The 22514-nt window shown below is 68.4% G+C and carries 14 protein-coding genes; 7 read left to right on the forward strand and 7 right to left on the reverse strand.

All coding sequences use genetic code 11. The features are described from left to right. Positions 1 to 302 precede the first annotated feature (302 nt). On the forward strand, positions 303 to 1979 hold the full coding sequence (locus ASF43_RS11415; protein ID WP_056180641.1) for a PAS domain S-box protein: 1677 nt from the start codon (positions 303 to 305) through the stop codon (positions 1977 to 1979). A 91-nt stretch (positions 1980 to 2070) separates the two neighbouring features. On the opposite strand, the gene ASF43_RS31685 is transcribed toward ASF43_RS11415, so the two are convergent. The 7 genes from ASF43_RS31685 to gcl all read right to left on the reverse strand — a co-directional run bounded on the left by ASF43_RS31685 (position 2071) and on the right by gcl (position 13982). Next, positions 2071 to 2913, reverse strand: a complete 843-nt coding sequence (locus ASF43_RS31685) for a PEP-CTERM sorting domain-containing protein (protein WP_082497791.1) — start codon at positions 2911 to 2913, stop codon at positions 2071 to 2073. A 662-nt stretch (positions 2914 to 3575) separates the two neighbouring features. Beyond that, positions 3576 to 7976 carry a CheR family methyltransferase gene (locus ASF43_RS11425; protein WP_056180645.1) on the reverse strand — a complete coding sequence of 1467 codons (4401 nt, stop codon included), beginning with the start codon at positions 7974 to 7976 and terminating at the stop codon, positions 3576 to 3578. Between the two features lie 183 nt (positions 7977 to 8159). Continuing rightward, positions 8160 to 9638 carry a nucleobase:cation symporter-2 family protein gene (locus ASF43_RS11430; protein ID WP_056180649.1) on the reverse strand — a complete coding sequence of 493 codons (1479 nt, stop codon included), beginning with the start codon at positions 9636 to 9638 and terminating at the stop codon, positions 8160 to 8162. Positions 9639 to 9875: 237 nt separating this feature from the next. Next, positions 9876 to 10235, reverse strand: coding sequence for a hydroxyisourate hydrolase (gene uraH, locus ASF43_RS11435; protein ID WP_056180653.1), 360 nt, complete (start codon positions 10233 to 10235; stop codon positions 9876 to 9878). Positions 10236 to 10337: 102 nt separating this feature from the next. Beyond that, on the reverse strand, positions 10338 to 11243 hold the full coding sequence (locus tag ASF43_RS11440) for a 2-hydroxy-3-oxopropionate reductase (protein WP_056180656.1): 906 nt from the start codon (positions 11241 to 11243) through the stop codon (positions 10338 to 10340). A 160-nt stretch (positions 11244 to 11403) separates the two neighbouring features. Then, on the reverse strand, positions 11404 to 12171 hold the full coding sequence (hyi, locus tag ASF43_RS11445; protein ID WP_056180662.1) for a hydroxypyruvate isomerase: 768 nt from the start codon (positions 12169 to 12171) through the stop codon (positions 11404 to 11406). 14 nt (positions 12172 to 12185) lie between these two features. Beyond that, on the reverse strand, positions 12186 to 13982 hold the full coding sequence (gcl, locus tag ASF43_RS11450) for a glyoxylate carboligase (RefSeq protein WP_056180666.1): 1797 nt from the start codon (positions 13980 to 13982) through the stop codon (positions 12186 to 12188). A 118-nt stretch (positions 13983 to 14100) separates the two neighbouring features. Here gcl and ASF43_RS11455 point away from each other — a divergent pair, with 118 nt between their 5' ends. The 6 genes from ASF43_RS11455 to ASF43_RS11480 all read left to right on the forward strand — a co-directional run bounded on the left by ASF43_RS11455 (position 14101) and on the right by ASF43_RS11480 (position 22499). Further along, a complete protein-coding gene (locus tag ASF43_RS11455; protein WP_056180669.1) occupies positions 14101 to 14997 on the forward strand; it encodes a LysR family transcriptional regulator in 897 nt (298 codons plus the stop codon). A gap of 168 nt (positions 14998 to 15165) precedes the next feature. Beyond that, positions 15166 to 15891: a GntR family transcriptional regulator gene (locus ASF43_RS11460; protein WP_056180672.1), complete on the forward strand. Its 726-nt coding sequence runs from the start codon at positions 15166 to 15168 to the stop codon at positions 15889 to 15891. 10 nt (positions 15892 to 15901) lie between these two features. Next, positions 15902 to 16861 carry an allantoinase PuuE gene (gene puuE / locus ASF43_RS11465; protein WP_056180676.1) on the forward strand — a complete coding sequence of 320 codons (960 nt, stop codon included), beginning with the start codon at positions 15902 to 15904 and terminating at the stop codon, positions 16859 to 16861. Between the two features lie 2 nt (positions 16862 to 16863). After that, positions 16864 to 18642, forward strand: coding sequence for a 2-oxo-4-hydroxy-4-carboxy-5-ureidoimidazoline decarboxylase (gene uraD, locus ASF43_RS11470; RefSeq protein WP_056180730.1), 1779 nt, complete (start codon positions 16864 to 16866; stop codon positions 18640 to 18642). Next, a complete protein-coding gene (locus ASF43_RS11475; RefSeq protein ID WP_056180679.1) occupies positions 18639 to 19877 on the forward strand; it encodes a M20/M25/M40 family metallo-hydrolase in 1239 nt (412 codons plus the stop codon). The genes uraD and ASF43_RS11475 overlap by 4 nt, the downstream gene beginning before the upstream one ends. Before the next feature lie 210 nt (positions 19878 to 20087). Then, on the forward strand, positions 20088 to 22499 hold the full coding sequence (locus ASF43_RS11480; protein WP_156373282.1) for a bifunctional diguanylate cyclase/phosphodiesterase: 2412 nt from the start codon (positions 20088 to 20090) through the stop codon (positions 22497 to 22499). The last annotated feature ends 15 nt before the right edge of the window (positions 22500 to 22514 follow it).

Here is a 22514-nt window from a genome sequence, read left to right on the forward strand (position 1 = left end):
CCATGTTGCCAGCGGCCTGGGCACCCGGGGCCACCATGGCCAGGGCGGTGGACAGAGCCAGGATGAACTTGGAAGTGGTGCGCATGGTGGGCCTCGTGAAGTCGTTGCGGGGGCCGGACCGTTGTGTGATCCGATGCCGCCATTGTTCGACGCGAGACCCCGCACATCGTGGCGCAACGGTGTCGCAAAGCCTGTGGTTCGCGACACATTCGCATCACATTCGCGGCCACCGGCTGCGGCTCAATCCAGGTCTTCGATGCGCCCGCCCCGGCCGCTGCATCGCCCCGACCAGGAGACGCGCGATGCCTTTCGAGACCCTTTCCGCCTTCCTGATGCCTGCCTGCGAAGCCCCTGCGGGACCGGAAGCGCCCGCGGCCCCGGCCAGCCCGGCGGCGCTGGACGGCCTGCTGGAGACCGCGCTGGCCAGCGGCCCCGACGGCTGCGTGGTGCTGGACCTGGCGGGCCGCATCGTGCGCTGCAACGAGCGCTTCGCCGACCTGTGGCAGCTGCCGTCCACGCTGCTGTCGGTGGGCACGGCCGACGCCGTGCGGGCCTACATGGCGCGCCAGCTGGTCGATGCCACGCGCTTTCTGGACCGCGTTGGGCAGGACATCGCCCACGCGACGCTACCGCCCACCGAGTCCTTCGCGCTGCACGACGGGCGCGTCTTCGTGCGCCGCGTGACGCCCTGGTATGCGGGCCGCACCTGCATGGGCCTGCTCGTGCGCTGGCGCGACGGCACCGAGAGCACGGCCCTGCGCGAGGCGCTGGCGGCGAGCGAGGCCAGCCACCAGGCGTTGCTGGACCACCTGGACAACGGTGTCTTCGTGGCCCGCGGCGGCCGCTTCCTGGCCACCAATGCGGCGCTGCCGGCGCTGCTGGGCTACAACGCGCAGGCCTTCCTGGGCCTGGGCTTCGAGGACGTCATCGCGCCGGAATTCCTGGCGCTGTGGAAGCACCGGCTGGCCAACCACCTGCCGCAGGGCGAGGCCACGCGCCGCAGCTACCGGCTGCGCCTGCTGCCGCGCTGCGGCGACGAGGCCGTCTGGATCGAGCTGCAGGTGCGGCCCAGCCTGCACCAGGGCCAGCCCTGCGTGCTCGGCCTGGTACGCGACGTGACCGAGCGCCGCCGCGCCGAGCAGTGCGCGCGGCTGCGCGAGCGCGTGCAGGCCAGCCTGCCCACCGCCGCCGACCTGGACAGCGTGCTGGGCGCGATCGTCTGCGGCACCGAAGACATGCTGCCCACGCTGCGCAGCGCGCTGCTGGTGCGCGAACCCGGTGCCGACCGGCTGCGCCTGGCCGCCGCGGCCTCGCTGCCCGAAGCGCTGGCCGCCGCCCTGGACGGCCTGCCGTTGAGCGACGCCGCCCGCCACGGCCTGGCCACGCAGCGCAGCGGCACGCTGATGGTCGACGGCCTGGCCCAGGCCGAGGCGGACCCGGCGTTCGCCGCGGCCGTGGCCGCTTCCGGCCTGCGCGCCAGCTGGTCCACGCCCGTGCTCGGTGCCGGCGGCATGCTGCTGGGCGTGCTGGTGGCCTACCGCGAGGCGCCCGGCGCACCGAGCGCGGGCGACGCCACCGCGCTGGCCCACGCCGCGCAACTGGCCGCCACCGCCATCGAGCGCCGCCATGCCGACGCCCAGTCGCGCCTGGCCGCGCTCGCGCAGCAATGCAGCGGCGAGGGCCAGATGGTGCTCGACGCGCAGCAGCGTGTGCTGTGGGTCAACCCGGCCTTCCTGCGCATCACCGGCCACGCGGCCGACGAACTGCTGGGCGTGGACGTGCGCCGCTTCGACCTGGCGCCCAACGGCCGGCATTTCCTGCACGACCTGTGCCGCGCGCTGCAGGCCGACGGCCAGTGGCGCGGCCTGGTGCACAGCCGCCGCCGCGACGGCCAGACCTTGACGGGCTGGGTGACGGTGCAGCGCTGCGGCACGCAGGGGCAGACGGTGGTGCTGCTGTCGGATGCCGGCGCGCCATGAGGCCTGCGCGCAGTGGCCGATCATGGTGCCGTCTGACCTGACAGCAAAAAACCCGGCCGAGGCCGGGTTGATCTTCAGCGTCGAAGCGCCCTCAAGCGCGTGTGCGGCGGCGTGCCGCGGCAAGACCTGCCAGCCCCAGGCCGAGCAAAGCCAGCGAGCCGGGCTCCGGGACTTCCGCGGCCAACTGTCCGCGAAGCGTCGACGAGCCCTGGTAGCACCATGCCCCTTGGACAGCCGTTCCGTTTTTGCAGCCGGCTGCGGTGCCGTTCTCCTCGTCGAACCTGTTCAGCACCGAATTGTTGAAGGACGAAGTCAGGGTCGTGTCGGCAAAGCCACCGATTGCGTCCTGCTCGCTGTTGCCATTGAGTTTGGAAATGACATCGGCAAGACCGGGCCCCAGCGTATTGACGTCGAACAATCCGTACCCGGACCCGGAGAGAGTTTCCCCCGTCAAAATGCCTGAGCCATTCCCCTCGGCTTGGGGCGATGCCAAGCCGCCGAGATTTTTATGGCCGACCAGCGTCAGCCATGGCGTCAGCCCCTGGATCAGGCTTAGATTTTGATTGGAGCTCTGGCTCAAGAGGTTGAAACCCACGTCGGCGTAGTACACCGAAACCGCAGTCTCCAGAAACTCAACGTAAGCGCCGCTGAATGCCTGTGAATTGCTGAATGTGGCCACGTAATAAAGGCTGCAGCCAGGGGTGGCGCAATAGTCCAGGCGATCGGCTCCGTTGACGGTCGAAATCACGCCGTAGCCGATTGCGCTCTGCCCATTTCCATTCACGTAGGTTTGCGCAATCGTTGCTGTTTCCAGGTGCGCGTTGACAAAGGAGCCATTGAAGTCGATGCCACCGATGACGGCAGCATGGGCGACGACAGCAGCCATACTGGAAGCAATAATTCCGGTCTTGAAAGCAAGCTTGTATTTGGACATTTTTTTGGTGTATGAAGGTGTCGCAAGGTGGTTGGGATGGTTACGCAGTGGGGGCGAGCTGCTCGCGTCGTTCAGACCGTCAGGCCAGAGCGCCAGCGGTCAAAAATACGGCCTGGCAGATGGTGCTTCGTTTGCCTGTGGGTGTTCATCGAATATCCCATTTAAGCGCCGAGTGTGGCGCTACGAGCATCGAGCGATGTGCACGAACTCATCAAACGCCCATGCATATTTGATGCCATCGTGATTTATTTTCTGTGTGTCGTTGAAATGAATACGTTTTCTGAGCTTGTTTTTTCGACACGCGTGCCAAGCTGTAAGAAATACCGTCACGATTCTCGTTGGATGGTATTTACCGATGCGTCACACCCGAATGCCTGCGTCTGTACGCTGGCGAACATAGGCAGCGATATTTCTGCCGTTCCAACGACGGTCGCCCAGGCATTTACTGGACGAACATTGAATCTAGTGTGTAAATACAAAGGGAGTGTGGCCGGAGCCGGTAGCGCCTTGACGTGGCCTGCTGGAGCGCGCGCCATCGACCATCCGCCGCGAGCGGGGATGCACACGTCTGCCGACGCCGTGATCGGTTCGCACCATGCTTCTCGCACCCACCGGCCCTGGCCCGCAGGGCCGATGCTCGCTCCATCCAGGCGCGTTGCGCTTCAGCCCTGCAACCGCCCACCCAAGGGCGGTGCGCCGGCCACGATCTGCGACAGCACGTCGGGATCGACGGGCTTGACCAGATGGCGATCGAAGCCCGCGGCTGTCGCCCTGGCGATGTCCTCGGGTTGGCCATAGCCGGTCAGGGCGACCAGCGTGACCGCCGACGTCGCTGCAGCGCCGCGCAGCACGCGCGCCACCTGGTAGCCGTCCATGCCGGGCAGGCCGATGTCCAGCACAACCACGTCGGGCCGCACCGCGGCCGCCATGCGCACGGCCTCGTGGCCGTCGTAGGCGACGTGGACCTCGTGGCCATCGAACCCGAGCACCTGGGCCAGGCTGTCGGCGCCATCCACGTTGTCGTCTACGACCAGCACGCGCATGGACCGTGGACCCGCCCGGTCGGACGGGGCGCCTGCATCGCCGGGCTGGGGCGCGCGGCGCGCGAGCATCGGCAGGCACACGGTGAACGTGCTGCCCATGCCGAGGCCTGCACTTTCGGCCTGCACCGTGCCGCCGTGGAGCTGGACCAGTTGCTGCACCAGCGTCAGGCCCAGCCCGAGGCCGCCCTTCGCACGGTCCAGCGTGGTATCGGCCTGGGAGAACAGGTCGAACACGCGCGGCAGCATCTCGCTGGAGATGCCGGCACCGTTGTCCTCGATCCGCACGCACACCTGGTCGCCTGCCGGCTCGACCCACAGCGTGATCGCCCCCCGCTCGTCCGTGTACTTGGACGCGTTGTTCAGCAGGTTGGCGAACACCTGCGTGAGCCGCAACAGGTCGCCCTCGACCAATACGTCGTCGGCACCATGGACCGTCAAGGCCTGCTGGCGCGCGGTGATCGAGGCCTGCCCGATCTCCACGGCGCGCTGCACGACGACCATCAGCTCCACGGGTGCCTTGTCCAGCGTCAGCTTGCCGCGCGAGATGCGCGCCACGTCCAGCAGGCCGTCGAGCAACTTGGCCATCAGCTCGGCCTGCCGGTCGATCATGCCCAAGGCCCACGCCGCCCGGGCATCCGGCAGCCCCAGGCGCCCCAGGATGGTCACGGCGCTGCGGATGGGGGCCAGGGGATTGCGCAACTCGTGCGCCAGCATCGCCAGGAACTCGTCCTTGCGGTGGTCGGCCTCGACCAGTTGCAACTCGGCCTGCTTGCGGTCCTGCACATCCACCATCAACGCCACATAGCCTGCGAAGCCGCCAGCCGCATCCACGTGCGGCACGCTCATGGAGCGCATCCACCGGTAGGCGCCATCGTGGCGCTGCAAGCGGATGTCGCTGTCCAATTGGCGCTGCTCTGCCCGCGCCGCCGCGTACTCGTCCAGGTAGCGCTGCCTGTCCTGCGTGTGCACGAACTCCAGCCAACCCTCGCCCACGAGCTGTTCACTGCTGCGGCCGACGAACGCGACACAGCCGCGGTTGACGAACGCGGTGCGGCCGCGCACATCCTCGACACGCAACAGCGCCGGAATGTCGTCGGCCAGGCGTCGGAAGCGGATCTCGCTTTCCGTACGCAGCCGCTCGGAGATGTCGCGCTCGGTGAACAGCACGGCATGCACGACGCCCAGGCCCTCGCGCAGTGCCGTGGCCGACATCGACACGGTCACCGTGCGGCCGCCCTTGGTCCGCCGCTCGACGTCCCTGGCACCGACGGAGCCATGTGCGATGGCGTGGGCGAGCGCTTGCGCATCCGCCGCCCCGGCGGGTGCCCGATGGCTTGAAAGCTGGTCCACCGTCAAATGCAGGGCCTCGTCCCTCGAATAGCCGTAGATCTTCTCTGCGCCCTTGTTCCAGGACAGGATGCGCCCGTCCAGCCCGCAGCTGTAGATGGCGTCGTTCGAGTCGTCCAGCATCGCGGTCAACTGGCCGATCTGCCGGGCCGCAACCCGCAATACGGTGATGTCCACGAAGGTGACCACCACGCCCTCGGTGCGGCCGTTGTGTCCCACGTAGGGCAAGAGCCTGCGTAGCCAGACCGTCTCGCCCAGCCCGGTCACCTCCGCCTCCACCGCCTCGTTTTCGCGCAAGACCACCTGCGCATCGCGAAACAGCGCCGGGTCGTGCACCTCCGCAGCCATGTCGCTCAGCCGCCTGCCTTCGTCGCCCGATCGCAGGCGAAAGAGCTCGCCAGCCAATGGTGTGAAGCGGCGCAGGCGCAGGTCCCGGTCCAGCAATAGCGTTGCCACATGGGTGCTGTCCAGCAGGTTGCGCAGGTCGTCGGTGTTGAGCTGGGTCTCGGCCACCTTGTCTTCGAGCTGGGCGTTGACGGTGGACAGTTCCTCGTTCAGCGCCTGCAACTCCTCCTTGGAGCTTTCGAGCTCCTCGTTGGACGATTGCACCTCTTCGTACAGGGCGGACGCCTCCTCGTTGGCAATGCGCAGCTGCTCGTTCGTGCGCTCCGCGTCTTCCAGCGCCATGGACAATTCCTGCTGGCTCTCGAGGACCTGCGCTTCCAGCGTCTGCCAGTCGAAGTCGTGCGCCTCGGTGGCGGCGGTGTGGTCCATCGGCTTGACGGAGAAGGTCACCAGCTGCATGCCGTTGGCTTCGGTGCGGTCGATGCGCTGTGCGTGCAGGTCGACGTGCTGGCGGATCGAGGGATCGCGGCGCGTCGGCAGCGCCAGGCTGCGGCTGGCCATGGGCTCTCCCTCGGCAACTTGTCGCAGCACGATGCGGGCCGATGGCCGCAGCTCCTTGCGCAGCATGCGCAGCAGCTCCAGCGTCGCCTCGCCCGAGGGTTCCAGAAAGCGCGCCGTCTCGCCGGCAAAGTACAGGGCGCGCCCCTCACGGTCCACGAGCGTGGCGGCCGTCACCTTGCGGCCCCCCAGCTGCTCACGCAGCAGGTCCGGCAGCGGCGGCAGGCGCGTGGCCGCGCCGTGGTGCCACACCGTGGCCGCCGGCGCCACCCTGGAGCTGAAACCGCGCGGCAAATACGATTGGCCGCCCAGGCGCCGGTACAGGCGCAGTGGGCCGGACACCTGTTCGAACAGCGCGGCGTGGGCTGCCCCCAGCGACTCGGCCTTGCCCAGCCACAAAAGGCCACCGGGCTTCAGCGCAAAGTGAAACAGCTGGAACACCCGCTCCTGCAACGCGGGCTCGAAGTACATCAGCAGGTTGCGACAGCAGATCAGATCGAGCTTGGAGAACGGGGTGTCCTGCACCAGGTTCTGCGGCGCGAAAGTGACCGCATCGCGCAGCCGCTTGCGGATCGCATACTCGCCCCGCCTTCGATCGAAGAACCGGCTCAGCCGCTCCGCCGAGACGGTGGAGGTGATGCTGTCGGGATACACGCCCTGGCGCGCCGTGGTCAGCGCGCCTCCATCGATGTCGGTGCCGAACACCTGCACGAAGCCGCTGACCTCGTGCTGGTCGAACAGCTCGAGCATCACCATCGCGATCGAGTAGCTCTCTTCGCCGGAGGAGCACGCAGGCGTCCACACCCGGAAGGTGGCGTCGACGCGCGGCCATTGCGCGATCAACGGCGACAGCGTTTCGCTGGCCAACGTCTGCCACAGCTCGGGGTCGCGAAAGAAATCGGTCACACCGATCAGGAACTCGGCGCTCAGGGCCGCTGCTTCGGTCAGAGAACCCTGTAGCAAGGCGACATATTCCGTGACGTGCGCACAGCGCGTGACCGACATGCGCCGCTTGAGCCGGCGTTGCAGCATGCCGGGGCGGTACTGCCGAAAGTCAGCACCGGTGCGCTCCAGGACCAGCTCCAGGATGCTGTGCAGGACCGATGCCGACGCATCCGAGGATGGCGGCTCGGCCAACTCGCGCTCGGCGTTCTGCGCGCCGAGGAAGTCGGACAAGGCGGAGGCCACCGCGGACGGGCTCAGCACAAGATCTGCTGCGCCTGCGCTGATCGCGCTGTTGGGCATGTCCGGGAACTCTGCCGTTGCCGGCGACTGCGCAATGGTGAGCCCGCCGACCGCCTGGATGGCCTTCAGCCCCAACGTGCCGTCGTGGTCGGTGCCGCTCAGGACGATGCCGACGCAGCGGTCGCCCGCATCTTCGGCCATCGAATCCATGAAGAAATCGATCGGCTTGGGCGCGGGGCGCTGCAGCGCGGGCATCGGCTTGAAAAACACCTTGCCCTGGCGCAGCCCCATCAGCTTGCCCGGGGGCATGACATACACGCGCCCGCCCTCCAGTTGCTGGTGGTTCAGCGCGTTGCAGGTGGGCAGCGAACCGGCGCGCCCCAGGATGTCGGCCAGGTAGCTTGCATGGTCCATCGGCAGGTGGGTGACCACCACATAGGCAAGCTGCGGATCGGGGACGGCGGCCGCGAACAGTTCTCTCAGCGGCTCCAGGCCACCGGCGGACGCGCCCACCGCCACATAAGTGAGCGGCTGCGCCATGTGGCCTGCGGCCCCAGGCGGGGCCTGCTCGACATCATCGTCCATGAGACGCTCCTCATCGCACCTGGTTGCGGGGCATGCCAGCGTGCGCGGCTCGGCGCCTGGACAAGCGAGCGGACATTCTAGGAGTTGGCAACACCCGCGCAGCTCTCTCCGCCAGGCCGCTGGGGCGCCCTCTTGGCGCGGCAGAAGAAGGGGAGGCGGCGAAGCCGCCTGGGAACGTGATGGTCAGTGCGCTTCGGCCGCCTTGGCGGCCTCGATCGCATCGTCTGTGTTGTCGCCCGTGCCGTTGAAGAACACGTTCAGCACCACGGCCGCGATCGCCGTGAGCAAGATGCCGGACTCCAGCAGCGGGTGCAACCCGTGCGCCATCTGCTGCATCCAGCGCGGCGCGACCAGCGGGATCATGCCGAAGCCGATCGACAGCGCCACGATGTACAGGTTGTTGCGGTTGCCGCGAAAGTCCACGGCCGACAGGATGCGGATGCCCGTGGCCGCCACCATGCCGAACATCACGAGCCCTGCGCCACCCAGCACGAAGGTGGGCACGCTCTCCACGAGTGCGCCCATCTTGGGCAGCAGGCCCAGCACCACCATGATGGCGCCGGCCGCCACGCAGACCCAGCGGCTGCGCACGCCCGTCACGCCGACCAGGCCCACGTTTTGGCTGAAGCTGGTGTAGGGGAAGGTGTTGAAGAAGCCGCCGATCACGGTGCCCAGGCCATCGGTGCGCAGCCCGGCGGCCAGCTCGGCCTGGCCGATCTTCTTGCCCGTGATGTCCGACAGCGCCAAGAACATGCCGGTGGACTCGATCATCACCACGACCATGACCAGCGTCATGGTCAGGATCATCACGATGTCGAAGGTGGGCATGCCGAAGGCCAGCGGCGTGACGAAGTCGAACCAGTGCGCCTCGGCGACCTTGTGGAAGTCCATCTTGCCCACGGCCACGGCGACGACGCAGCCGGCCACGATGCCCAGCAGCACCGAAATGTTGGCGACGAAGCCGCGCCCGAAGCGCACCAGCAGCAGGATGAAGACCAGTACCGCGGCCGCGATGCCCATGGTGTCCAGCGCACCGTAGTTGGGGTTGTCCACCATCGGGATCGGGCCCAGCAGCTGGCCCATGGGCACGCCCTTGGCTTGGGCGGCGGCGCGCGTTGCGTCGACCAGGCGGCCCAGCGCTTCGGCGTTCACCGTCTGCGCCAGGTGGGCCGGCCCACCCATGGCCCAGCCCACGCCCACGCGCATCAGGCTGATGCCGATGATGGCGATGATGGTGCCGGTGACCACCGGCGGGAAGAAGCGCAGCAGCTTGCTGATGACGGGCGCGATCAGCATGGAGATCACCCCCGCGCCGATGATGGCGCCGAAGATCGCGCGCGCGCCCTCGACGCCCGGCATGGCCTGCGCGAACGCCACCATGGGCCCGACCGCCGCGAAGGTGACGCCCATCATGACGGGCAGCTTGATGCCGAACCAGCGCGTCATGCCAAAGGACTGGATCAGCGTGACGATGCCGCAGCAGAACAGGTCGGCGCTGATCAGCAGCGCCACCTGCGACGGCGTGAGCTGCAGCGCGCGCCCGACGATCAGCGGCACGGCGACGGCACCGGCATAGATCACGAGCACATGTTGGAGGCCCAGCGCCGTCAGGCGGCCGGTGGGCAGGCGTTCGTCCACGGGGTGGACAGCAGGCGTCGTCATCGGGATGTCTCCTAGGGGCTTGGAGTCTGGACGCGCGCTGGCTGCGGACTTTTCAAGGGGGGAGAAGCCGCGGCCAGTGCCGGCCGTTTCTTCCCCCACCACAGCGGGTTCTGTGAGGTGTGTTGGTCGCAACCCCCGTCAAGCAGGGGACCCGCGGCGACCTATGGGCCTAATCGTATACAGAATAGACCATATTTAGTATCCGGAGTTACCCTTGCGACGCATACGAAGCGGGCGTCAGGAGCCCCGGTAGGTGCTGTAGCTGAACGGGCTGACCAGCAGCGGCACGTGGTAGTGGCCGTCGGCGTCGGCGATGCCGAAGTCCAGCTGCACGGTGTCGATGAAGGCCGGCTCGGGCAGCGCCACGCCGCGTGCGCGGAAGTAGGGCGCCACCTCGAACACGAGGCGCCAGCGGCCCACGGCCATGGTGCTGTCGTCCAGCAGGGGGCCGCCGTCGTTGCGGCCGTCGGCGTTCAGGGTGAGGGCTTTCACGTTGTCCACGCGGCCGTCGTCCTGGATGCGCTGCAGCAGTACGCGCATGCCGGCGGCGGGGCAGCCATTGGCCGTGTCGAGAACGTGGGTGCTCAGGTGGCCCATGTCGTTTCCTTTTCGTTGGGGGGAGGGTGAGGTCGCAAATCGTATACCGGATTGCCGGCGCTGCCGACAGACCTCGCTCGCAAGCACCGTGCCGAGGACCGGTCAGGCGGTCTGCCCGATCTCGAAGTTCGAGAGATTCTCCAGCGCTCGCACCATGGCCGAATGGTCCCACCCGGCGCCGCCCTGCGCCACGCAGGCCGAGAACAGCTGCTGTGCGGTGGCCGTGGCTGGCAGTGCCAGGCCCAGCGTGCGGGCGGACGACAGCGCAAGGTTCAGGTCCTTCTGGTGCAGCGCGATACGGAAGCCCGGCTCGGTCTTGCGTTGCACCATGCGCTCGCCCAGGATGTCCAGGATGCGCGACGTGGCCAGGCCGCCCATCAGGGCCTCGCGCACCTTGGCGGCGTCGGCGCCGGCACGCGCGGCGAACAGCAGGCCTTCGGCCACGGCGTTGATGGTCAGCGCCACGACGATCTGGTTGGCGACCTTGCAGGTCTGGCCATCGCCCGTGCCGCCCACGCGCGTGATGTTCTTGCCCATCAGCGCAAAGACGGGCTGCATGCGGTCGAACACCTCGGGCTTGCCGCCGCACATGATGGACAGCGTGGCGTTCTTCGCGCCCACGTCGCCGCCGGAGACGGGCGCGTCCAGGTAGTCGGCGCCCAGCGCCTCGATGCGGCGCGCGAAGTCCTTGGTCTCCACGGGCGAGATGGAGGACATGTCGATGACGACCTTGCCGCGCGACAAGCCTTCGGCCACGCCGCCTTCGCCGAACAGCACGGCCGCCACGTCGGGCGTGTCCGGCAGCATGGTGATGACGATGTCGGCGCGCTCGGCCACGCCGCGGGCCGAGGTGCATTGCGTGGCGCGCGACTCTGCGATCTCTGGCGGTACCTTGCCGCGCGTGTGCACATAGAGCTGGTGGCCGCCGCGGATCAGGTGGCTGGCCATGGGCGTGCCCATGATGCCCAGGCCGATGAAGCCGATCTTCAGGGGGGAAGGGGAGGTCATGTTGTCGGGTGTCTTTCAGTGTTTGTTGGTGGCGCGGCCCCCTCTCCCCAGCCCTCTCCCGCGAGGGGAGAGGGAGCAAGAAGGGCCGCGCGCTCTGGCTCCCCTCGCCCCTTGCGGGAGAGGGGTTGGGGGAGAGGGGTGACGGCCGTGGCGGATCAGCTCACTTGCGCCAGCCCAGCCCAGCTTGCGTCGTCGTTGCCGGCTTGTACTCACACCCGATCCACCCCTGATACCCAATACGGTCCAGGTGCGCGAACAGGAAGGGGTAGTTGATCTCGCCCGTGCCCGGCTCGTTGCGCCCCGGGTTGTCGGCCAGCTGGATGTGGGCGATGCGGGCCAGGTGCTTGCTCATCGTGGCCGCCAGCTCGCCTTCCATGCGCTGCATGTGGTAGATGTCGTACTGCAGGTAGAGGTTGTCGGCGCCCACCTCGTCGAGCACGGCCAGCGTCTGCGCGCTGCGGCTCAGGTAGAAGCCGGGGATGTCGTAGAAGTTGATGGGCTCGACCAGCAGCTTGAGGCCCGCTTTCTTCAGCTCGGCTGCGGCGTAGCGCAGGTTGTGCACCAGCGTGCTGCGCAGCAGCGCATCGTCGACACCGGCGGGCGTCTTGCCCACCAGGCAGTTCAGCTGCGGCACGCCCAGCACTTGGGCGTATTCGATGGCCTGGCCCACGCCGGAGCGGAACTCGGCCACGCGGTCGGGCAGGCAGGCGATGCCGCGCTCACCCGCGTCCCAGTCGCCGGCCGGCAGGTTGTGCAGCACGAGCTGCAGCTTGTGCTCCTGCAGGCGCTGGCGGATCTCGTGCGCCGGGAAGGCGTACGGGAACAGGAACTCGACCGCTTCGAAGCCGGCCTGGGCGGCCAGGGCGAAGCGGTCCAGGAACGGCGCTTCGGTGAACAGCATCGTGAGGTTGGCTGCGTACTTGGGCATTTCTCTGTGTCCTTTCAATCCAGCATGGATGCCGCGATGGCGGTGGGCGCATCGGCCTTGTCGGCGGCCAGGTCCTCGAACTCCATCACGTTGTCGATCTCGGTGCCCATGGCGATGTTGGTCACCTGCTCGAGCAGCACCTCGATGACGACCGGCACCTGGAACTGCTCCATCCACGCCTCGGCCTGGCGGATCGCGGGTGCGATTTCTTCCTGGCGCTGCACGCGGATGGCCTTGCAGCCCAGGCCTTCGACCACCTTGATGTGGTCCACGCCATAGCCGTGCGCGGCCTCGTCGCTCGGCGTGTTGATGTTGTCGAACGCGAGCTGCACGCAGTAGTCCATGCCGAAGCCGCGCTGGCTCTGGCGGATCAGGCCCAGGTAGCTGTTGTTCACCACCATGTGGATGTAGGGCAGCTTGAACTGCGCACCCACGGCCAGCTCCTCCAGCATGAACTGGAAGTCGTAGTCGCCCGACAGCGCGACGATCTTGCGCGTGGGGTCGGCCGCGCGCACGCCGAGTGCGGCCGGCACCGTCCAGCCCAGCGGGCCGGCCTGGCCGCAGTTGATCCAGCGGCGCGGGCCGTAGATGTGCAGGAATTGCGCGCCGGCGATCTGCGACAGGCCGATCGTGGAGACGTAGGTCACGTCCTTGCCGAAGGCGTTGTTCATGCACTGGTACACGCGCTGCGGCTTCATGGGCACGCTGTCGTAGTTGGTCTTGCGCAGGTACTTCACGTCGCGCTTGCGGCCCTGGCATTCGGCGGCCCAGTCGCTGCGGTCGCGCAGCTTGCCGGCGGCCTTCCATTCGCGGGCGGCTTCGACGAACAGCGTGAGCGCGGCCTTCGCATCGGAGACGATGCCGTAGTCGGGTGCGAACACGCGGCCGATCTGCGTGGGCTCGATGTCCACGTGGATGAACTTGCGGCCCTTGCAATAGACCTCGGGGCTGCCGGTGTGGCGGTTCGCCCAGCGGTTGCCGATGCCCAGCACGAAGTCGCTCGCCAGCATGGTCGCGTTGCCGTAGCGGTGGCTGGTCTGCAGGCCGCACATGCCAGCCATGAGCGGGTGGTCGTCGGGGATGGTGCCCCAGCCCATGAGCGTGGGGATCACCGGGATGCCGGCGATCTCGGCGAACTCGACGAGCAGGTCGCTCGCGTCGGCATTGATGATGCCGCCACCGGCCACGATCAGCGGGCGCTCGGATGCGTTGAGCATCTCCAGCGCCTTGTCGATCTGCTTGCGCGAGGCCGTGGGCTTGTAGACCGCGAGCGGCTCGTAGGTGTCGATGTCGAACTCGATCTCGGCCATCATCACGTCGAACGGCAGGTCGATCAGCACCGGCCCCGGGCGGCCCGAGCGCATGAGGTGAAAGGCCTGCTGGAACGCACGCGGGACCTGCGCCGGCTCCAGCACCGTCGTGGCCCACTTGGTCACTGGTTTGGCAATGGAGGCGATGTCGACCGCCTGGAAGTCTTCCTTGTGCAGCCGGGCGCGCGGCGCCTGGCCCGTGATGCACAGGATGGGAATGCTGTCGGCGCCGGCCGAATACAGCCCCGTGATCATGTCGGTGCCGGCCGGGCCCGAGGTGCCGATGCACACGCCGATGTTGCCGGCCTTGGCCCGCGTGTAGCCCTCGGCCATGTGCGACGCGCCCTCGACGTGGCGCGCCAGCACGTGGGCAATCGTCTGCCGTTCGCGCAGCTGCGCATACAGCGGGTTGATCGCCGCGCCGGGCACGCCGAACGCCTGGGTCACGCCTTCTTTTTCCATCACCAGCACGGCAGCGAGGGCTGCCTTCATCTTGGCCATGTTTGCTCCTTGTGTTTGAAACCGGGGGTGATGGTCGCGGCGGGGCCTGCGCTTGAGAACGCCTGGGGCCGGATATGACTTATTCCTGGATGGAATGCGTGGCCCTAGACTGCGCGGCATGGACCACCTCATGACCATGCAAGTCTTCGTGCGCGTCGTGGAGACCGCCAGCTTCAGCAAGGCTGCGGCCGAGCTGGGCACGACGCAGCCCACCGCCACCAAGGCCGTGGCCGAGGCCGAGCGGCGGCTCGGCGCGCGGCTGCTGCACCGCACCACGCGCGGCGTCACGCCGACCGAGATCGGCCTGCTGTACTACGAGCGCTGCAAGCTCGTGGCGCGCGAGGTCGAGGAGGCCGAGAACGTGACCGCGCTGGTGCAGAGCGGTGCCACGGGCCTGCTGCGCATCAGCAGCTCGGTGGCCTTCGGCCGGCGCGTGCTCGTGCCGCTGGTGCTGCGCTACATGCAGGAGCATCCGCAGCTGCAGATCGACCTGAGCTTCGACGACCGCTACGTGAACCTGGTGGAGCAGGGCATCGACCTGGCCGTGCGCATGGGCCGGCTGGCCGACTCCTCGCTGGGCGCGCGCTACCTGGGCAGCAACCCGTGGATGCTGGCCGGCGCGCCGGGCTACCTGGCGCAGCACGGCACGCCTGCTTGCGCGGCCGACGTGGCCCGGCACGCCTGCCTGGTCTACAGCAGCGTGCAGGGCGATGCGCGCTGGCTGTTCCACGGGCCGGGCGGCGAAGAGCAGTCGGTGCCCGTGAAGGGGCCGCTGCGCTCGAACAACCTGTCGGCCGTGCTGGCGGCCTGCCGCGCCGGCATGGGGCTGGCGATCCTTCCCTGGTACGTGGCGCGCGAGTCGGTGGCCGATGGCGCCATCGTGCCGCTGCTGCCCGACCACGGCCTGCCGTCGCAGGAGATGCATGCCGTGTTTCCCTCGCCCAAGCTCGTGCCGCAGAAGGTCACGGGCTTCATTGCCTGGCTGCAGCAACGGCTGCAGGGCGAGTGGTGGTGACAAAAACGGTGCATCACTGTATTCACTATTGACCTCGCCTTGGGCTGGGAGGAACAGGCGTTCTCCCAGTGAAACTCGTGGCTGTTGGGCGCGTTTCGGGCATCAACCCGCTTGCAAACAGGGGATTACCTGTATACATTTATCGGCAATCCCGCGTACCATCCAGCCATGCCCCGCAAGTCCGCCACCACCCTGCGCCTGATGGAGCCCGTGCGCCTGCCGCGCGAGGCACCCAGCAGCACCGACCAGATCGTGGAGTCGATCACCAGCGCCATCGTCGAGCAGCGCCTGATGCCCGGCACCAAGCTCGTGGAGCAGCAGATCGCCGACGTGTTCTCGGTTTCGCGCACGGTGGTGCGCCAGGCGCTGAACCAGTTGAGCCGCAGCCGGCTCGTCACGCTGCTGCCCGCGCGTGGTGCCTTCGTGGCCACGCTGAGCGCCGAAGAGGCGCGCCAGGTCTACGAGCTGCGCCGCCTGGTCGAGGGCGGCATGGCGCGCGAGCTGGCCGCGCGCATCACCGACGCGCAGATCGCCGAGCTGCGCGCCCACCTGCGCGAGGAGCGCAATGCCGTGGCCCGCGCCGACGTGCCGGGCCGCACGCGGCTGCTGGCCGACTTCCACGTCGTGCTGGCGCGCCTCTTGGGCAACGAAGTGCTGGCCGAGCTGATCGCCGACTTGCTATCGCGCTCGCAACTCATCGCGCTCATGTACCAGTCCGGCCACTCGGCCGAGCATTCGCAGACCGAACACATCGAGATCGTCGAGGCGCTGGAACGGCGCGACGGCCGCGCTGCCGCCAGGCTGATGGAGCAGCACATCAGCAGCGTGGAACGCAACTTGCGCCTCGACCCCCGCTCCCCCGACCTGGCCACCGTGCTGCGGCCAAAAACCTGAACCAGCGACCATGACCACTACCGCCCCATCCGCCCGCTACCCGCGCGACCTGCGCGGCTACGGCCGCAACCCGCCGCATGCGCAATGGCCCGGCCAGGCCCGCGTGGCCGTGCAGTTCGTGCTGAACTACGAGGAGGGCGGCGAGAACGCCGTGCTGCACGGCGATGCCGGCAGCGAGCAGTTCCTGTCCGAGATGTTCAACCCGGCGTCCTACCCGGCGCGGCACATGAGCATGGAAGGCATCTACGAATACGGCGCGCGCGTGGGCGTGTGGCGCTTGCTGCGCGAGTTCGAGAAGCGCGGCCTGCCGCTCACGGTGTTCGGCGTGTCGATGGCGCTGGAGCGCTGCCCCGAGGTCACGGCCGCCTTCGTCGAGCTGGGCCACGAGATCGCCTGCCACGGCTGGCGCTGGATCCACTACCAGAACCTGGACGCATCGGTCGAGGCCGAGCACATGCGCATCGGCATGGAGATCATCCAGCGCATCACCGGCCAGACCCCGCTGGGCTGGTACACCGGCCGCGACAGCCCGAACACGCGCCGCCTGGTGGCCGACCACGGCGGCTTCGAATACGACAGCGACTACTACGGCGACGACCTGCCGTTCTGGCTGCAGGTCAAGAAGACCGACGGCGCACTGGCACCGCAACTCGTCGTGCCCTACACGCTGGACTGCAACGACATGCGCTTCGCGCTGCCGCAGGGCTTCAGCCACGGCGACGAGTTCTTCGAGTACCTGCGCGACGCCTTCGACGTGCACTACGCGGAGGGCGAAGAGCGCCCCGCGATGATGAGCATCGGCATGCACTGCCGGCTGCTCGGCCGGCCCGGCCGCATGCGCGCGCTGCAGCGCTTTTTGGACCATGTGCAGGCGCACGACCGGGTCTGGGTCACGCGGCGCATCGACATCGCGCGCCACTGGAAAACCGTGCATCCCTTCGATGCGCAAACCGCCTTCGTCTGGGAGTGAACATGCCATTGACCTTGGAGCAGATCAACGCCGCCACGCAGCCCGAATTCACGGCGCTGCTGGAGGGCACGTACGAGCACTCGCCCTGGGTGGCCGAGGCGGCCTGGGCGGCGCGGCCGTTCGCCTCGCTGGCCGCGCTCAAGCAGGCGCTGGCCCAAGCGGTGCGCGATGCCGGGCGCGAGCGGCAGCTGGGGCTGATCCGCGCCCACCCCGAGCTGGCGGGCAAGGCCATGGCCGCCAACACGCTGACCGCTGAGTCCACCAACGAGCAGAACAAGGCCGGCCTGACCAACTGCACGCCCGAGGAAATGGCGCTGATCAGCGGCCTCAACACCGCCTACCTCGCGCGCTTCGACTTCCCGTTCATCCTGCCCGTGCGCGGGCCGCGCGGCACGGGGCTGAACAAGCAGCAGATCATCGCCACCGTGCAGCGCCGGCTGGAGAACCACCCCGACTACGAGTTCGCCGAGGCATTGCGCGCGATCCACCGCATCGCCGAGATCCGGCTGGACGACAAGTTCGGCCATTCGCCCACCCTGGGCAACCAGGTCTGGGACTGGGCCGAGCAGCTGGCCGCGCACAGCGACCCGGGCTACGCCGAGCGCGGCGAGCTGACCGTCACCTACCTCACCGACGCACACCGCGCCGCCGCCGCGCAACTGGCCGCCTGGATGCGCGAGGACTGCGGTTTCGACGAAGTGAACATCGACGCCGTGGGCAACGTGGTCGGCGTCTACCACGGCACGGACCGCGCTGCACCGCGCCTGTTGACCGGCAGCCACTACGACACCGTGCGCAACGGCGGCAAGTACGACGGCCGCCTGGGCATCCTGGTGCCCATGGCCTGCGTGCGCGAGCTGCACCGCGCGGGCCGGCGGCTGCCCTACGGCTTCGAGGTCGTGGGCTTTGCGGAAGAGGAGGGCCAGCGCTACAAGGCCGTGTTCCTGGGCTCGGGCGCGCTGACGGGCGACTTCGACATGAATTGGCTCACGCAGAAGGATGCCGACGGCATCACCATGGACGAGGCCATCCGCCACGCCGGCCGTTCGCCAGCCGACATCGCCGCGCTCAAGCGCGACCCCGCCAAGTACCAAGGCTTCGTCGAAGTCCACATCGAGCAGGGCCCGGTGCTCAACGAGCTGGATCTGCCGCTGGGCATCGTCACCTCGATCAACGGCAGCGTGCGCTACGTGGGCGAGGTCATCGGCATGGCCAGCCATGCCGGCACCACGCCGATGGACCGGCGGCGCGACGCGGCGGCGGCCGTGGCCGAGCTCGTGCTGTTCATGGAAAAGCGTGGCGGCAGCGAGCCGAACCTCGTGGCCACCGTCGGCATGCTGGAAGTGCCCAGCGGCTCGATCAACGTGATACCAGGCCGCTGCAAGTTTAGCCTGGACATTCGCGCCACCACCAACGAGGCCCGCGACGCCTGCGAGCGCGACGTGCTGGCGGAGCTCCGATCCATCTGCGAACGCCGCGGTGTGCATTACAAGGTCGAGGAGACCATGCGTGCCTCGGCCGCGCCCAGCGCCGCCATCTGGCAAGACCGCTGGGAGCGCGCCGTGCAAGCCCAGGGCCTGCCGCTGTACCGCATGCCCAGCGGGGCGGGGCACGACGCCATGAAGCTGCACGAACTCATGCCGCAGGCCATGCTGTTCGTGCGCGGCGAGAACGCGGGCATCAGCCACAACCCGCTGGAATCGACGACCAACCACGACATGGAACTCAGCGTGCGCGCGTTCCAGCACCTTCTTGACCAACTCGCGAGCGAACCACGATGAGCACGAACACTTCCTACGCCGCACTCGACCAATGGATCGACGCGCATTTCGACGAACAGGTGCAGTTCCTGCAGGCCCTGGTGCAGGTGCCCACGGACACGCCGCCCGGCAACAACACGCCGCATGCGCTGCGCACGGCCGAGCTGCTCAAGGGCTACGGCTTCGAGGGCCAGACGCATGAGGTACCGGCAGAGACGGTCAAAGCCCATGGCCTCGAGTCCATTACCAACCTGGTCGTGCAGCGCCGATATGGCGACGGCGGCCGTGTCGTGGCGCTGAACGCGCACGGCGACGTGGTGCCGCCCGGCGAAGGCTGGACGCGCAAGCCCTACGGCGGCGAGGTGGTGGACGGCAAGCTCTACGGCCGCGCCTCGGCCGTCAGCAAGTGCGACTTCTCGACCTTCAGCTTCGCCGTGCGCGCGCTCGAAGCCGCTGGCGTTCCGCTCAAGGGCGGCGTGGACCTGCTGTTCACCTACGACGAGGAATTCGGCGGCGAGCTCGGCCCGCAATGGCTGCTCGACAAAGGCATCACCAAGCCCGATCTCGAAATCGCCGCCGGCTTCAGCTACCAGGTCGTCACCGCGCACAACGGCTGCCTGCAGCTCGAAGTGACGGTGCACGGCAAGATGGGCCACGCGGCCGTGCCCGAGACGGCGGTGGATGCGCTGCAGGCCGCCACCCGCGTGCTGACCGCGCTGTACGCCCAGAACGGTGAGCTCAAGAAGACCAAGAGCGCGGTGAAGGGCATCAACTCCGGCTACATCAACGTGGGCCAGATCAATGGCGGCACCAACACCAACGTGGTGCCCGGCACCGTGGTGCTGAAGGTGGATCGCCGCATGATTCCTGAAGAGGATCCCGTGGCGGTCGAGGCTGCGTTGCGCCAGCTGATCGAGCAGGCGGCCAGTGGGCAGGTCGGCATCAAGGTCGACATCAAGCGCCTGCTGCTGGCCCGCTCCATGGTGCCGCTGGCGGGCAACGCACCGCTGGTCGATTCGCTGTGCCGCCACGCCACCGAGCTATTCGGCGAGACGGTCGAGGCCTCGGGCACGCCGCTGTACACGGATGCGCGCCTGTTCAGCGAGCGCGGCATCCCGGCCGTGATCTACGGCGCCGGGCCGCGCACGGTGCTGGAATCGAACGCCAAGCGGGCCGACGAACACATCGTGCTGGAAGACCTGCGCCGCGCGACCAAGGTCGTGGCGCGCACATTGCTGGATCTGCTCAAGGCGTGATCCCGGCCAGGGACGTGAAGAAGGGCGGTGCCCGCGCGATCGCCGCCACCAGGATCGTGAGTTAAAAAAACGCCGGCTTTCAGGCAGACAGCGGCTGCAGACGCCCGGGTCTGCAGCCGCGTCGTATGTGCCCTGGGCGCGGTCGCGACTGCAGCGCCAAGTGTTTTGTGGTATGCACGGCATTCCTTTGCCTCAATCGAGAGGAATGCTGTGGACAAGTCGACAGGTATGCAATGGGCTGGGCTGCGGGGCTGCTGGGCTTTGCCGGACGCCACGGCCCAGGTCCGCGCTGCGCTGCTCAATGGACAGCTGCGCAACCTGCTGCGCGTCGTGCCCTGGTTCGCGGCCTCCAACGTCTACACCGCCGGCGCCGTCTTCTACACGTTGTGGCCCTTCGTGCACGGCCGGCCCTGGCTGCCCTGGCTGGCGGGCCTCGTGCTCGCGCACCTGGCCTGGGCCGGCCATGCCATGCTGACCGTGCGGCGGGTGCAGCGCACAGGCCAGCTGCTGGACATGCGCGATATGTACCTGTCGGCGGGGTGGTGCGCCTGCTGCGCGCTGGTCTGCGGCCTGGGCATCTACGGCGGCGCGCTGCTGGCGGGTGACGATGCCAGCCGCCTGTTGCTGAGCGCCTACACGCCTGGCCTGATCGCCACCGGCGTGCTGGTCGGCATCACCACGCCGCTGCTGTCGTTCATCTGGCTGGCGATCCTGACGGTGGCGGCCTGCCTCATGGTGGCGCAGCTCGACTTCCTGGCGCAGGGCATGACCATCGTGCTGCTGTGCTGCTACGCCTTCATCCTGACCGTGGCGCTGCTGTTCGCCTCGCGCCTGTTCGTCAAGCGCATCGAGGCCGAGCAGGCCACCGAACAGGAGCGCCAGATCGTCGGCTTGCTGCTGCGCGACTTCGAAACCGATGCGCGCGACTGGCTGTGGGAAAGCCGGCCCTCGGGCGAGCTCACCCGCGTGGGCGTGCGGCTGTGCGAGCTGCTCGGTCGCAGCCAGGACGAGCTGCTCGGTCAGCCGCTGGGCACGCTGTTTTCGCAAGCGCGTCTGCTCAGCGTGGGCAGCGACGTCGAGGTCGGCCCGCACGCGCTGGGCCGTCTGATGGCGGTCTGCCAGCCTTTCAATGGCCTGGTGATGGAAGCGCGCGTACAAGGCGAGCTGCGCAGCTGGGCGCTCAGCGCCAGGCCGCTGGTGGGCGCCGACGGCGCGTGGACCGGCTGGCGCGGCGTGGGCGTGGATGTGTCGGACGCGCGTGCCCGCGAGGCCGAAAGCGCCGTGCGCGAGTACCACCTGCATTACCTGGCGCACCACGACGCGCTGACCGGCCTGCCCAACCGCCGCGCGTTCCTGGACGAGGCCGAGAAGGAGCAGGCCACGCAAGGCCGCTGGGCCCTGGCCCTGGTGGACCTGGACCACTTCAAGACCGTCAACGAGAGCCTGGGCCACGCGGCGGGCGACGAGCTGCTGTGCTCCGTTGCGCGGCGCCTGCGCAAGGCCACGCAGGGTGGCGATGCACTCGCGCGTCTGGGGGGCGACGAATTCGCGCTGGTGCTGCGCCACCTGCCCGCCCAAGGCTGCGAGGCCGAGATCGAGCGGCGCCTGGGCCACGTGCTCGACGCCCTGCGCGTGCAGGAGCGCATCGGCGAGTACCGCGTCGACGTGCGCGCCAGCATCGGCGCGGCCTGGACCAACGGCGCGCTGACGGCCGGCGACCTGCTGCGCCAGGCCGACACCGCGCTGTACGTGGCCAAGAACGGCGGGCGCGACGCGCTGCGCCTGCATGCGCCCGGCATGAGCGACCGCCTGCGCGAACGGCTGGCCATGGTCAGCGACCTATCGCTGGCCGTCGAGCTGGACCAGTTCGACGTGGAATACATGGGGCTGCGCGACGCAGGCTCGCTGCGCGTGCAGGGTTACGAGGCCCTGGTGCGCTGGCGCCATCCACGCCACGGCCGCCTGTCACCGGCGTTTTTCATCCCGGTGGCCGAGGAGTCCGGCATCGTGGTGCAGATCGGCATGTGGGTGCTGGAGCGCGCGTGCCGCGATGCGCTGGCCTGGCCGCACGACACGCTGGTGGCCGTGAACGTGTCGCCCGTGCAACTGGCCCTGCCGCGCTTCGTCGAGTCGGTCATGGAGGTGCTGCAGCGGGTGGGCCTGCCGCCGTCGCGGCTGGAGCTCGAAGTGACCGAGACCGCGCTGACGCGCGACGCCGGCAGTGCGCGCACGGCGCTGCAGCGGCTGCGCGCGCTGGGCGTGCGCACCGCCATCGACGATTTCGGCGTCGGCTATTCGTCGATGGCACAGCTGCGCGAGCTGCCGTTCGACCGCATCAAGCTGGACCAGTCGTTTGCGGCCGCGCTGCTGCGCGAGCAGGCGGGCGGCATGACGCATTCCATCATCGCCTCGGTCGTCCTGCTGGCCAACACCATGCGGCTGGACGTCACGGCCGAAGGCGTGGAGCAGGCCGAGCAGCTTCGTACGCTGCGCGCGCTGGGCTGCCCCACGGTGCAGGGCCACCTGTTCGGGCTGCCGGCCGGTGCAGACAGCGTGGGTGGCCGGCACCGCCTGGCCACCGCGCCGGCCGGCGCGCAGGTCGTGGTGCAGCCGGCGGCGTAGTGGGGCCCGAAGGCA

This window comes from Pseudorhodoferax sp. Leaf267 (assembly GCF_001422405.1).
In the GTDB taxonomy this organism is placed as follows: Bacteria; Pseudomonadota; Gammaproteobacteria; order Burkholderiales; family Burkholderiaceae_C; genus Pseudorhodoferax.

Coding starts and splice junctions, on each gene's coding strand:
- ASF43_RS11415 (WP_056180641.1), top strand. CDS start 303: ATGCCTTTCGAGACCCTTTCCGCCTTCCTGATGCCTGCCTGCGAAGCC.
- ASF43_RS31685 (WP_082497791.1), bottom strand. CDS start 2,913: ATGTCCAAATACAAGCTTGCTTTCAAGACCGGAATTATTGCTTCCAGT.
- ASF43_RS11425 (WP_056180645.1), bottom strand. CDS start 7,976: ATGGACGATGATGTCGAGCAGGCCCCGCCTGGGGCCGCAGGCCACATG.
- ASF43_RS11430 (WP_056180649.1), bottom strand. CDS start 9,638: ATGACGACGCCTGCTGTCCACCCCGTGGACGAACGCCTGCCCACCGGC.
- uraH (WP_056180653.1), bottom strand. CDS start 10,235: ATGGGCCACCTGAGCACCCACGTTCTCGACACGGCCAATGGCTGCCCC.
- ASF43_RS11440 (WP_056180656.1), bottom strand. CDS start 11,243: ATGACCTCCCCTTCCCCCCTGAAGATCGGCTTCATCGGCCTGGGCATC.
- hyi (WP_056180662.1), bottom strand. CDS start 12,171: ATGCCCAAGTACGCAGCCAACCTCACGATGCTGTTCACCGAAGCGCCG.
- gcl (WP_056180666.1), bottom strand. CDS start 13,982: ATGGCCAAGATGAAGGCAGCCCTCGCTGCCGTGCTGGTGATGGAAAAA.
- ASF43_RS11455 (WP_056180669.1), top strand. CDS start 14,101: ATGGACCACCTCATGACCATGCAAGTCTTCGTGCGCGTCGTGGAGACC.
- ASF43_RS11460 (WP_056180672.1), top strand. CDS start 15,166: ATGCCCCGCAAGTCCGCCACCACCCTGCGCCTGATGGAGCCCGTGCGC.
- puuE (WP_056180676.1), top strand. CDS start 15,902: ATGACCACTACCGCCCCATCCGCCCGCTACCCGCGCGACCTGCGCGGC.
- uraD (WP_056180730.1), top strand. CDS start 16,864: ATGCCATTGACCTTGGAGCAGATCAACGCCGCCACGCAGCCCGAATTC.
- ASF43_RS11475 (WP_056180679.1), top strand. CDS start 18,639: ATGAGCACGAACACTTCCTACGCCGCACTCGACCAATGGATCGACGCG.